At 66.8% G+C, this 12472-nt stretch carries 13 protein-coding genes; 3 read left to right on the top strand and 10 right to left on the bottom strand.

Annotated elements, in window-relative coordinates:
* Positions 1-215: 215 nt before the first annotated feature.
* The 10 genes from LQG66_RS36140 to flgB all read right to left on the bottom strand — a co-directional run bounded on the left by LQG66_RS36140 (position 216) and on the right by flgB (position 9361).
* Positions 216-920: a glutathione S-transferase gene (locus LQG66_RS36140; protein ID WP_231321320.1), complete on the bottom strand. Its 705-nt coding sequence runs from the start codon at positions 918-920 to the stop codon at positions 216-218.
* A 55-nt stretch (positions 921-975) separates the two neighbouring features.
* Positions 976-1659, bottom strand: coding sequence for a lectin (locus LQG66_RS36135; RefSeq protein WP_231321318.1), 684 nt, complete (start codon positions 1657-1659; stop codon positions 976-978).
* A 163-nt stretch (positions 1660-1822) separates the two neighbouring features.
* Positions 1823-2785 carry a Tim44 domain-containing protein gene (locus LQG66_RS36130; protein WP_231328073.1) on the bottom strand — a complete coding sequence of 321 codons (963 nt, stop codon included), beginning with the start codon at positions 2783-2785 and terminating at the stop codon, positions 1823-1825.
* A gap of 155 nt (positions 2786-2940) precedes the next feature.
* On the bottom strand, positions 2941-5505 hold the full coding sequence (cckA, locus tag LQG66_RS36125; RefSeq protein WP_231321316.1) for a cell cycle histidine kinase CckA: 2565 nt from the start codon (positions 5503-5505) through the stop codon (positions 2941-2943).
* Positions 5506-5660: 155 nt separating this feature from the next.
* The gene (gene flhB / locus LQG66_RS36120) at positions 5661-6740 is read right to left on the bottom strand and encodes a flagellar biosynthesis protein FlhB (RefSeq protein WP_231321314.1); all 1080 of its coding nucleotides are present in this window, start codon (positions 6738-6740) and stop codon (positions 5661-5663) included.
* Positions 6741-6752: 12 nt separating this feature from the next.
* Positions 6753-7520 (bottom strand): flagellar biosynthetic protein FliR, encoded by a 768-nt coding sequence (fliR, locus tag LQG66_RS36115; RefSeq protein WP_231321312.1) that lies wholly within the window; start codon positions 7518-7520, stop codon positions 6753-6755.
* Between the two features lie 206 nt (positions 7521-7726).
* Entirely contained in the window at positions 7727-7990 is a 264-nt protein-coding gene (fliQ, locus tag LQG66_RS36110) for a flagellar biosynthesis protein FliQ (protein ID WP_231321303.1), read from the bottom strand.
* Between the two features lie 137 nt (positions 7991-8127).
* Positions 8128-8484, bottom strand: coding sequence for a flagellar hook-basal body complex protein FliE (fliE, locus tag LQG66_RS36105; RefSeq protein ID WP_231321294.1), 357 nt, complete (start codon positions 8482-8484; stop codon positions 8128-8130).
* 16 nt (positions 8485-8500) lie between these two features.
* Positions 8501-8926, bottom strand: coding sequence for a flagellar basal body rod protein FlgC (gene flgC / locus LQG66_RS36100; protein WP_231321285.1), 426 nt, complete (start codon positions 8924-8926; stop codon positions 8501-8503).
* Positions 8927-8953: 27 nt separating this feature from the next.
* Positions 8954-9361 carry a flagellar basal body rod protein FlgB gene (gene flgB, locus LQG66_RS36095; protein ID WP_231321283.1) on the bottom strand — a complete coding sequence of 136 codons (408 nt, stop codon included), beginning with the start codon at positions 9359-9361 and terminating at the stop codon, positions 8954-8956.
* A 357-nt stretch (positions 9362-9718) separates the two neighbouring features.
* Between flgB and LQG66_RS36090 the strand changes: the two genes are divergently transcribed.
* The 3 genes from LQG66_RS36090 (at position 9719) to LQG66_RS36080 (ending at position 12462) form a co-directional block, all read left to right on the top strand.
* The gene (locus LQG66_RS36090; protein ID WP_231321281.1) at positions 9719-10774 is read left to right on the top strand and encodes a flagellar biosynthetic protein FliO; all 1056 of its coding nucleotides are present in this window, start codon (positions 9719-9721) and stop codon (positions 10772-10774) included.
* Positions 10771-11523 carry a flagellar type III secretion system pore protein FliP gene (fliP, locus tag LQG66_RS36085; protein WP_231321268.1) on the top strand — a complete coding sequence of 251 codons (753 nt, stop codon included), beginning with the start codon at positions 10771-10773 and terminating at the stop codon, positions 11521-11523. Before LQG66_RS36090 ends, fliP begins: the two co-directional genes overlap by 4 nt.
* 69 nt (positions 11524-11592) lie before the next feature.
* Entirely contained in the window at positions 11593-12462 is an 870-nt protein-coding gene (locus tag LQG66_RS36080; protein WP_231321258.1) for an alpha/beta fold hydrolase, read from the top strand.
* The last annotated feature ends 10 nt before the right edge of the window (positions 12463-12472 follow it).

Here is a 12472-nt window from a genome sequence, read left to right as displayed (position 1 = left end):
TGTGGCGGCGGCGCATCAAGCGTCCGCCGCTGGACGTGTGAGTTGATCTCCGAGGCCCTCTCACTCATTCAGTCTGAACGCTCGTCTCGCGGCCTGCCCGGTGCTCGCCGCGCCCTTCGGACAATGCGAGCAAGCGCACCGACGCGCGAGGCGCGAGCCCGCGTTCCAGGTTCACGAGTTGAGATCAGCCCGCCCGCGTCGACGTGGGATGAGACTCAGTCGTCCAGCGCCTTGTAGCGGCGGAAAATGCCGTCCTCGTTGAAGGGAATGCGGCGCTCGCTGTCGAGATAGGCTGATATGTTCGGCCTGATGGCCACGCGGTCATGCAGGGCGACCAGGCCGGGAATGCTGCGCTCGAACGCTTTCATCCGCTTCGGGAAGGCGTAGCGCAGCCCGTCGACGATCTGGAACAGCGACAGGTCGACATAGGTGAGCCGGCGCCCGGTGACGTAGGCGCCGCCGCTGCGCTGAAGGATCTGCTCGAAATAGCCGAGGAACTTCGGCACCCGCTCGCTCCAGAACTCGGCGGTGCGCTTCTTTGCCGGCACGCGCTGGTCCTCGTAGTACAGCGTGGGCCCGAGCGGATGGTGGGTGTCGTGGATCTCTACGACGAAGTCGGTCACCGTGAGCTGCAGCTGGTGCAGCCACGATTGGCCCGCCTCGGTCTTGGGCGCCAGCCCATGGCGGTGACCCAGGAACAACAGGATGTTGGCGGCCTGCCCGATGACGCGGCGGCCCGCCTTGAGGAAGGGCGGCGCGAACGGCGGCGTATCGCTTTCCGCCCCCATCATCGTCGTCATCGCACCGATGCCGTCCTCACGGGCGACGTCGCGATAGGCGGCCTTGGCCTCCTCCAGCGCGAGCCGCACATATTCGCCGCGGCCCTGGATCATGGGCCAGTAATACAGCTCGTAACGCATGGGCCATCCTCGATCTGATGCGCCCACACGCTGATGCGACGGAAAGGACGCGGAGTTAGTTCGCTGCGAAGCAGTATAGCAGCCCGTCGCCGCCGGTGCTCTTGAGATCAGCCTGCGAGCAGCCGCCATCGGGGCCGCGCGAGGGATGCGAATTGTTCCACGATTTCGACGCGTCGTCGTCGCGCAGGCCCATCCGGTCGGAATGGCCGACCATGGCCGCGCCCTGCGTCGCGCTGGTCCAGTTGCGGCAGGTGCGATCCTCGCTGGTCGCGAACGCGGTGCCGTCGGGCTGCGATCCGGTCAGCACGTCGTGACGGTTGGGCGTGTCGCCGCGGCCGTTGATGACCTCGCCCTTCTCGCTCAGCACCGTCTGCTTGGTGAGATTGTTGGCGCCGTGCAGCTCGGCGACGTCCTTGGCGATGACGACGCCCTTGGCGTTCTGCCACGGCCCCTTGCCGATGCGGTCGCGGGCATTGACCGCCGGCTGGCCGTCGGCGGCCTGGGTGGAGAGATAGGCGCGCCACGTCCTGGCGCCGGCTCCGGCCGCCTGCGCCAGGGTCTGGCAGTGCTTGTCGGCACCCGCGAGGCCGCCGAGATTGCCGCCGCTGCCGACGCCCGTGCTGGTCAGGAAGAAGCTCATGTCACCGCCCTGGGCGGCGGCTTGCGGCACCAGGCCGGACGCGCCGCAGATGGCGGCGAGCAGCGCACTCCTGATCGTGATGGTCCGGATCGATGTCATGTCGTCCTCCCGCGTGGATATCGCTTTTGCGCATCGCTTGGGTGCGATGTCGTTCAAATTGGGCAACCCGTCACGTCCGAGATTATTCCGCGCCGGCCGGGAAGCGCAAAGCAAAGGCGCCGCGGACGGTGCCGCGGCGCCTGATGATCGTCTCAAAGTCGGCTCAGCTGACCTGCTGGATCGCCGACAGCTGCCAGTCGGCGCCGGGGTGACGCAGGAAGGTCCAGATCTCGGTGACCTCCTGCGGCTGATCGGAGCCTTCGACCACGCGGCCCGAGGCGCGCTCGATGGTCTTGTCGGCCAGCGTGAAGCGCATCGCCACCGTCGCGTAGTCGGCGCCGCCCTCGCGCCAGGATTCGGCGAGGTCGCCCTGCAGCAGCTTGACGCCGGAGACCTTGTTGACCACGCCACGGCCCTGGTTCTGCTCGAGATCGCGCTCGAAATAGGAGGCCATCTCCGGCGTCGCCGACAGCCGCAGGCGGCCAACGTCCTCGTTCGACCAGGCGGACTGGATCTCGCCGAGCAGCCGCTCGAACGCCTCATAGTCGGCCGGCAGGATCTGCAGCGGCGGCGGGTTGCTGCCGCCGAAGCCGCCAAGACCACCGAAGCCCGAGCGGAAGCTCTGCTGGCTGTCGGTGGGCGACGGCGCCGGACCTGCGGCATAGGCCGGCTGGTTGCGGCGCTGCCACCAGGCCATCGCCATGCGCACCAGGAACACGACCAGCACGATCTGCAGGATCAGGCCGAGGATCGAGGCGAAGCCGCCCAACCCGGAGAACAGGCCGCCGCCGAACAGCATCCCGAACAGGCCTGCGCCGAGGAAGCCGGCCGCGAGCCCGCCGAGCAGGCCGCCGGCGCGGCCGCCGAACAAGCCGCCGCGCGCAGGCGCCGCCGTGTTGAAGCCGCCGCCAGGCTGACCCGGCTGGGTGATGGTGCGATTGAACGGAGACGCCGATCCCGGCGCGGTCGAGGTCGAAGGCGGCGCGGAAAAGGTCCGCGTGCCGCGGGAGCCCGAGCTGGAGCCGCCGCCGATCCGGGCGTCAGCCGCCGAAACGGCGAGCACCGTCGGCAGCGCCAGTGACAGAATCACGGCCATCGCCTTCAAGAGGCTGCCTTTGCGCTGCATGAAGCTCATCTTCGTTTCCCAAAATCCCCGGAATGGGGATGCCCGTAAGATGGGCACGTCAGCGGAAAAAGGAAGGCGGCACGAGGCCGCGCGGCTGCGGCGCTCGGTCGCGGGAACGACTGATTTCCGCCACATTGCCAAATCTCCCTGGTAACCTATTGCGGCGCCATGGTTTCCTTGACCGCCGCGACCAGCTGGCTGAGCGTGAACGGCTTCGGCAGGAACGCGAATTGCTGGTTTTCCGGCAGGCTCTTCTCGAACGCATCCTCGGCATAGCCGGACACGAAGATGATCCTGATCTCCGGATTGCGTTCGCGCATCACCTTCAACAGTGTCGGACCGTCCATCTCGGGCATGACCACGTCGGAGACCACGAGATCGACATTGCCGTCGCGCTCCTCCAGCGCCTCCATCGCCTCGACGCCGTTCGACGCCTCGATGACGCTGTAGCCGCGCGAGCGCAAACCGCGCGCGTTCAAGGCCCGCAAACCCTCCTCGTCCTCCACCAGCAGGATGGTGCCCTGCCCGGTCAGGTCGGCGCGCGGCTTCGGCTCGGCTGCGGCCGGCTCCTTGGCGGCGCCATTGACGGCTTGCGGCTCAGCCTGGACCTCCGGCACGACGTGATGGCGCGGCAGGAAGATCTGGAACGAGGTGCCCTTGCCGAGCTCGCTCTCGACATAGATGAAGCCGCCGGTCTGCTTGATGATGCCGTACACGGTCGACAGCCCGAGCCCGGTGCCCTTGCCGACCTCCTTGGTCGAGAAGAACGGCTCGAAGATCTTCTCGCGGATCTCGGCCGGAATGCCGGTGCCGGTATCGCTGATGTCGATCCGCACATAGTCGGCCACCGGCATGCCCTTGTAGGCGCCCTGCGCGACCTCGTCGGCCGAAACATTGGCGGTGCGCACGCTGAGCTTGCCGCCGTCCGGCATCGCGTCGCGGGCATTGACCGCGAGATTGACGACCACCTGCTCGAACTGCGAGACGTCGACCTTGACCGGCCACAGGTCGCGGCCGTGCACCAGGTCGAGCTTGACCTTCTCGCCGATCAGCCGGCGCAGCAGCATCGTCAGGTCCGACAGCGCGTCGCCGAGATCGAGCACCTGCGGGCGCAGGGTCTGCCGGCGCGAGAACGCGAGCAGCTGCCGCACCAGGGTGGCGGCGCGCGTCGCGTTCTGCTTGATCTGCATGATGTCCTGGAACGACGGGTCGGTCGGCTTGTGCGCGTTCAGCAGGAAGTCGTTGGCCATCATGATGGCCGAGAGCACGTTGTTGAAGTCGTGGGCGATGCCGCCGGCGAGCTGGCCGACCATCTCCATCTTCTGCGACTGGTTGATCTGGTTCTCCAGCGCGCGCCGCTCGGTGGTCTCGAGCATGTAGACGATCGCGGCCTCGGTCTCGCGCTCGTCCTCATCGACGGCCGTGACGAAGAACTGGCCGAAGCGCTCCTTGGCGCCGTCCAGCATCACCTCGACCGGCGGGATGTCCGCCTGGCCCTCGGCCGCCTGGTTGATCGCCGCGATCATCAGATGGCGGTCGCGCTGGCTCACGGTGCGGAAGATCGACTTCGCCGCGATAGGGTCGCCGCTGACGCTCTGCGCCAGCTTGGCATAGCGCGCATTGGCGCGCACCACGGCGCCGCCGCGATCGACGGTGGCGATCGCCATCGGCGTGTGGTCGAAGAAGCGCATGAAGCGGACCTCGGCCGCGCGCTCCGGATCGGAGCGCTCGTCGCGGGCCCGGCTGATGACCAGCGTGCGCGATGCGCCTGGCTTGCCGTCGGCGCCGAACGCGAGCTTGTGATAGAGCCGCGCCGGCATGGTCTTGCCGCCGCGCATCTTCAGGTCGATGTCGAACACCTCGGTCCGGACCTCGCCGGGCACCGCGACGATCGAGGTCAGCAGCGACGCGCCGTCGCCGGAGACGACGTCGGTCAGCTTCAGCCCGCCCGAGCCGATCTCGGCGAGATCGTAGTCGAGCCAGTTGGCGAGCGTCGCATTGACGTAGACGAGACTGCCCTCGGCATTGACCGAGAAGAAGCCGCACGGCGCATGGTCGAGATATTCGATCGCGTGCTGCAGCTCCTGGAACACGTCCTCCTGGCGCTCGCGGTCGCGGGTGATGTCGGCGATCGACCACACCGCATATCTGGCGTGGCGCTTGGTCTGGCCGAGCGGGCGCACGCGCATGCGCAGCCAGCGGCCCTGGCCGCCCTCGGCCGCGGTGATGCGGACCTCTTCCTGCTGCCGCTTGCCCTCGCGCGCCGCCTTCAACAGCCGGAACACGGCTTCGGAGACGTCGGGATTGCCGATGAAGACGCGCTCGACGGGCCGCGCCTCCTGTGCGCTCGCGGCCCCGGTCATGCTGAGATAGGCGGCGTTGGCATAGACCACGTGGCCGCGCGGATCGGTCACCGCGAGCCCGTCGAAGGCATGATCGGCGATGGCGCTCATCACCGGATCGTCAGTCGCGCGATCGGCGAAACGGATGATGCCGGCGGCAAAGGCGAACAGGTTGAACAGGCCGACGGTGGCAAGCAGCGACAGCAGGCCGAGAATGTAGGGTTGCGCCTGGGCGCGGCCGATCGTCATCAGCGCGAGCGCGACGGCGACGAGGCCGAACGCCACCAGCAGGATCAGCAGAATGCTGCCGCTGCGGCGCGGCCGCTCCGGCACGTTCACCTGATCCTGTAACGCATCATTGTCGGATTCGGCGCTCATGGCTTGGGGACGCGACCTGTCGGTTGGGAGCCTTGGCCGATCTGCACGGCCCCCACTTCCACCTGCCTGAATCGACGGGTCAAGCGCAAGCCCGTCAAGCCGATATTCCATGATTTATCCGTATATTGCAGAGTTCGGGTGGGGCGAATCGATCGTCATTGCGGCCGGCCCGAAAGGTTGCGCCGCAGGCCCATCACGTAGCCGATGATCTCCGCCACCGCGTGATAATGTTCCACCGGGATCTCCTCGTCGATCTCGACCGTGGCATACAGCGCGCGCGCCAGCGGCACGTTCTCGACGATCGGGATGTCATGAGCCTTGGCGACCTCCCGGATCTTGAAGGCGATGTTGTCGACGCCCTTGGCGACGCAGACCGGCGCCGCCATGCCGCGCTCATAAGACAGCGCGACCGAGTAGTGGGTCGGGTTGGTGATGATCACCGACGCCTTGGGAACCGCGGCCATCATGCGCTTCTTCATGCGCTGCTGGCGGAGCTGCCGGATGCGTCCCTTGATGTGCGGATCGCCTTCCGACTGCTTGAACTCCTCCTTCATCTCCTGCACCGACATCTTCTGGCGCTCGTACCATTGCCGGTACTGGAACAGATAGTCGCCGATCGCCACCAGGGCGAGCAGCGCGACCACCGAGCCCATCAGATGCTTGGTCAGCGACATGGTGACGCCGAGCAGCTCGCCGACCTCGAGATGCAGCAGCGATTCGAGGCGCAACCGCTCCGGCCACAGGATCATGACCATGACCGTGCCGAGCAGCACGAGCTTGAAGATGCCCTTGGCGAAGTTCACCGCCGCCTGCTTGCCGAACAGCCGCTTGGCGCCGGACAGCGGCGAGATCTTGCTCAGGCTCGGCTTCAGCGGCTCCCCCGACCACACCAGGCGGTGTTGCATCATGTTGCCGGCGATCGCCGCCAGCATCACCATCAGGATCGGAACCCCGATCGCCGCGATCACGACGAACGACAGGCTGCGCGCCAGCGCCATCAGGCCCGCGCCGTCGGTATGGATCATCCAGGAATTGGCGATCAGATTACGCAGCGGCACCAGCACCGCGGTGCCGATCGAACTCGAGAAGGTCGACATCACCAGCGTCGCGGCGGCAATCACGAACCAGGTGTTGAGCTCCTGGCTCTTGACCACGTCGCCGCGCTCGAGCGCCTGGTCGAGGCGTTTTTGCGTCGGGTCTTCTGTTTTGTCTTCGGAATCGCCCTCATCGGCCATCGGTCGGGCCCCTCACCGCGGCGTCAAGTCGTGAATGACGCCTTCGAAATAGCCGAGGAACGTTCCCATCATCGCGGTCAGCACCAGCGCGAAGATCAGGAAGCCGATCAGGATGGAGAGCGGCGCTCCGACGAAATAGACCTGCATCTGCGGCATCAGCCGCGCCAGCACGCCGAGCCCGATGTTGAAGACCAGCCCGAACACCAGGAACGGCGCCGAGAGCTGCAGGCCGATCTTGAAGGCGGCGGCAAAGGCCTTGGTTGCGAGCGAGGCGACGTCGCCGCTCGGAATCAGCTCGCCGGGCGCGAAGATCTTGTAGCTGTCGCTGAGCGCCGCGATCACGAGGTGATGGCTGTCGGTCGAGAACAGCAAGGTCACCCCGAGCATGGTGAGGAAGTTGCCGATCAGCACGCCCTGCTGGCCTTGCGTCGGATCGACCGCCGTGACGAAGCCGAGCCCCATCTGCTGCGCGATCACGGCGCCGGCGACCTGCAGCGCCGACAGCGTCACGCGCGCGGTCGCGCCGAGCACGATGCCGATCACGATCTCGTGTATCATCATCACCAGCAGCGGCGCCAGCGACTGCAGGTCGACCTGATAGGCCTGACGGTGCAGCGGCAGCACGATCATCGTGAGCAGCAGCGCGGTGGCGAGCTTGATGCGGACGGGAATGTTGACCTCGCCGAGGCCCGGCAGCAGCATCACCATCGCGCCGATACGCGCGAAGACCAGCATGAACACCGCCGCCAGCGCCGGAAGGAACGAGATATCGATGCGCATCGTCCGCGGTCCCGGCCCTGACGACCGCATGCTGGTGCAGCACGCCGATCTGCGAAGAGGTGGCCTGCGAAAGGGTGGTCTGCGAAGAGACGGCTCGCGAACACTGGAGCCGCGCCCGATCGAAGGCGGCGGCGCCCCCCGCACCGCACCTCACGACCGGTCGCGAATCCGGAACGCAGGAGAGCACCGCCGCGCCGGACATTGCCTCATCCGCCGATGATTCGCGACGAGATCCGCATCATGTGCGAATGCAGCGCGTCGGCCATGAACGGCAGCGCCAGCAGCAGCGTCACGAAGATCGCGATGATCTTCGGCACGAACACCAGCGTCTGCTCCTGGATCTGCGTCAGCGCCTGGAACAACGACACGACCACGCCGACGACGAGACCGACCACCATCAATGGCGAAGAGACTATCACGATGGTCCAGATTGCGTCCCGCGCCACATCGAGCGTTTCAGCTCCCGTCATGTCCCGTCGCCCCTCAATCCTCAGTCGACGCCTGGTCGGGCGCCCTTCATTGCACGCGGCTCCGGCACATCCGGCCCCGGCAGGTCATGTGCGCGATACGCCGCCGGCGCATCACGTCCTACGCTTCCGAAGCGAGCTCAGATCGTCATCTTCATCACGTCTTCATAGGCCTGGATCACGCGGTCCCGCACCGAAACCAGTGTCGACACGGCGACGTCGGTTTCGGCGACCGCCGTGACCACATCCATCACGTTCGCCTTGCCCGCAGCCATCGCGACCGCCTGGGTGTCGGACTTGCGTCCGGTCTCCATGACGCTGCCGATCGCATCCTTCAGCACCGCGCTGAACGACGGACCGCCCTTGTCGGCGCCGGTGCCGTTGCCGAGCACGTCGCGCACGCGCCCAAGACTGCCGAAGGCATTGCTCGAGCCGCCGGTGTCGAGCACGCGGGCGGAGTTCGCATAGGCATTCGCTGCGGAAATTGGGGAGGCCATGACTTTCGTTCCTGTCCTAGGTCTTGAGAATGTCGAGTGTGCGCTGGATCATGCGGCGCGTGGCGCCGATGATGTTCAAATTCGCCTCGTAGGACCGCTGTGCGTCGCGCATATCGGTCATTTCGATGAGCGGATTGACGTTGGGATACTTGACATTGCCGGACGCATCCGCGGCCGGGTTACTCGGATCGTACTTGACGCGGAACGAAGATTGATCGGGCGCGACCCTTCCCAGGGCCACCACCTTGGCGTCGAGCGCGCGGTCGAGCGCCGAGGTGAATGTCGGAACCTTGCGGCGATACGGATCACCACCGGCGCTGGCGGCGGTCGAATCGGCGTTGGCGATGTTTTCTGAAATGACGCGCATCCGCCCGGCCTGCGCCCGCAGACCCGAGGTCGCGATGCTCATCGAGCGCATGAAGTCGCTGGAGTCGTTTGCCATGCTCGTTCGTCTCCGTCCTTAGCGGGCTCAGCCCTTGCCGATCGCCGTCTTCAACAGATGCAGGCTCTTGCCGTAGAGCGACGTCGCGGCGGCATAGTCCATCTGGTTGGCGGAGACCTTCAGCATTTCCTCTTCGAGACTGACGGCGTTGCCGGCCGGCCGCGTCAGGAAGCCGACCTTGCGGTTCTGGTCGAAGCTCGTGCTCTCGCCCGCCGACGGCGCGATGTGCGCAGCGCTGGTCCGCACCAGCGCTACGGGCGCGAAGCCGCCGACGGCCTGGCCGGCCGAATCGAACTTCGGCTCGACGAGATCGCGCGGCTTGAAGTTCGGCGTGTCCGAATTGGATACGTTCTCGGACAGGACGCGCTGGCGCTCCTGGTGCCACTGCATCTTGGTACGCAGCGCCGACAACACCGGCAGATCGTTGATGGCCATTGCGCCGCTCCTTTCTGTCCGGCTACCGGACGACTTTGGGTAGGTAGAAATTGCCGTGCATATGGTTAACGGGGAGTTAAGAAGTTGCGCATTGCACCCCGGGATTATCCCGGGGTTTTGACACTTTCTTAGGAATCTGCGCATCGCGCAGTGCATCCATGCATCAATTCGGGACGGCTCGGCTCGCCAAGAAGTCGTTTTGGCCCGGCCGATTCATGGGTTATTAAGATACCGGGCGGCAGTTCCTGCCGTTATGCGTTAACAGGTGGTTCCGCGCCTGAAGGCCCTGTTCGCTGCGGCGGATGCATTGAACAAAGGGTAAGCTTCGAAAGGACGCGGTATTTGCCGGGGATAGAGATGCAGGCGCTGACGTTCTTCTTTGCATTCGTAGCCGTGCTGGCACTGATCGGCCTTGCCGCGTGGCTGGTTCGTCGATTCGCCGGCAATCGCCTGGGCACCAATCCGAATCGCGGCCGGATGCCCCGGCTCGCCGTGATCGACGCTGCCGCCGTGGACGGCCGCCGCCGGCTCGTGCTGGTGCGTCGTGACAACATCGAGCACCTGCTGATGATCGGCGGGCCGACCGACATCGTGGTCGAATCGAACATCGTGCGCGCCATGCCGGCGCGCGAGCAGTTGCCGCAGCGTCCCGGCATCAATGCCGAGCCGCCTGCGGCGCGCATCGCGCCGTTGCCGGAGACGACGTCGTGGACCGACAACGAGCCGAAGACTGAAACTGCCGAACATCCCGAACCGCAGATGCCGGAGCTGCCGTCGCGTCCGCAGCGCCCGTCCTTCATCGATGAGGTCCGCCGCGCCGCGCCCGTCCCGGCGGAGCGCCGTGAGCCGCCACCGGCGTTCCCACCTGAGTCGCCGCTGCCGCCTCGCCGCGCCGAGTTGCGCCAGGATCCGCGTGGAGAAGGTCGGGCGGAAGCGCGCGGCGACGAACAGCGCCCCGAGCGGCTGCCGCGCGGCGAGCCGGGAATTCCGCGCCCGCTGCGGCCGGCCGCCCCCCAGCGGCAGGCCGACGCCCCGCGTCCGCCGGAGGGCCCCGGGCTGCCATCGGCGCGCGCCGCTGAACGCGCCGAGCGCGCTGAACGGGCCGAGCGGGCGGCCGCGCCACCGCCTCCGCCGCTCCCGCCGGTTGCAGTGATGCCCCCGCCTCCACCGCCGCCCCCTCCCGCGCCCCCGGAGCAGAGCGCCGAGGCCAACCTCGCCGAGATGGCGCAGCGTCTCGAGGCGGCCTTGCGGCGGCCGTCGGCCGAGCCGCCGGCTGCTGCTGCGGCCGGGCCGCTCCGTGCAGCCGCCCGCAACGAACTGCCGCCGCCGCCCGCGGCGCCGATCAAGACGAACTTCGAGAATCTGGAAGACGAGATGGCTTCGCTGTTGGGCCGTCCGAAGTCCTCTCAGTGAGACCGGCTTTCTTTCCGCGTAGAGTTGTTGTCCCCGCTGTCCTGATCGCCGGCAGTTCTCTGGCGGGGAGCGCGGCTGCCCAGGACATCAGCATCAATCTCGGAGCGGGCAATGGCGGCGTCACCGAGCGTGCGGTCCAGCTGATCGCGCTGCTCACGGTGCTCTCGATCGCACCGTCGATCCTGATCATGATGACGTCGTTCACGCGCATCGTCGTCGTGCTGTCGCTGCTGCGGACCGCGATGGGCACGGCAACCGCCCCGCCCAACTCGGTCATCATCGCGCTCGCGATGTTCCTGACCGCCTTCGTGATGGGACCGGTGCTGCAGAAGTCCTACGACGATGGCATCCGCCCGCTGATCGAGAACCAGATCGGCGTCGAGGACGCGCTGCAACGCGCCTCGGTGCCGCTGCGCGGCTTCATGCAGAAGAACGTGCGCGAGAAGGATCTGAAGCTGTTCCTGGACCTCTCGGGCGAGGCGCCGCCGGCTACGCCCGACGACCTGTCGCTGCGCATCCTGGTGCCGGCCTTCATGATCTCGGAACTCAAGCGCGCCTTCGAGATCGGCTTCCTCTTGTTCCTGCCGTTCCTGATCATCGACCTCGTGGTCGCCTCCGTGCTGATGTCGATGGGCATGATGATGCTGCCGCCCGTGGTGGTGTCGCTGCCGTTCAAGCTGATCTTCTTCGTGCTGGTCGACGGCTGGTCGCTGGTGGCCGGCAGCCTGGTACAGAGCTACGGCGGGTAGGCTGCCGGCGGGACTTCAGTGCCGGCCCACGACGGTATAGGGTCACCCGCATAAGTCGCGGAGGCTCGCATGCACGTGCTCGTCAACGGGGTCAGGCTGTTCTTCGACGTCGAGGGCGCATCGCTCGTGGCCGATGGTCCGGCGATGCGGCAGAAGCCGACGGTGCTACTCCTGCATGGCGGCCCGGGCTTCGACCACACCAGCTACAAGCCCGCCTACTCCGCGCTCGCCGACATCGCCCAGCTCGTCTACCTCGACCATCGCGGCAACGGCCGCAGCGAGGATGGTCCACGGGAAAGCTGGACGTTGGCGCAATGGGGCGACGATGTCAGGGCGTTCTGCGACATCATCGGTATCGTCGACCCGATCGTGCTCGGCGTATCGTTCGGCGGCTTCGTCGCGATGTCCTATGCGACGCGGCACCCGGAGCACCCGGCCAAGCTGATCCTGATTTCGACCGAGGCCAAGGGCAGCTCCTATCTGGAGCGGCGCGTGGCGCTGTTCGAGAAGTTCGGCGGACCGGAGGTCGGCGCGCTGGCGCGCCGCCGCTTCCTCGAAGCCGGTGGACACAAGGACCAGGCGTCGGTCGAGGCCTGGAAAAGGCTGGCGCTGCCGCTCTACACGCGCAAGCGGCGCGATCCCGACATGGTGGCGCGCACGCTGCTCCGGCCCGAGGTGCTGCAATGGTTCACCCGGCCGGGCGGCGAGGTGACCTCGTTCGATCTGCTGCCGGATCTGCATCGCATCGCCTGCCCCACTTTGGTGATGGGCGGCGAGGACGATCCGATGACGCCGATCGAGAGCCAGGCCGACATCGCCGCGGCGCTGCGCAGTGACATCGTGCGCTTCGAGCGCTTCGCCGATTGCGGCCATGGCGTCGTGCCCGATCAGCCGGAGCGTGCGTTCGCGGTGATCCGGGATTTCATCGCAGGATCATGAGGCCCACGGC

This window comes from Bradyrhizobium ontarionense (genome assembly GCF_021088345.1).
In the GTDB taxonomy this organism is placed as follows: Bacteria; Pseudomonadota; Alphaproteobacteria; order Rhizobiales; family Xanthobacteraceae; genus Bradyrhizobium; species Bradyrhizobium ontarionense.
The sequence above is the reverse complement of the archived record's forward strand: the minus strand, read 5'-3'. Positions and strand labels throughout refer to the sequence as shown.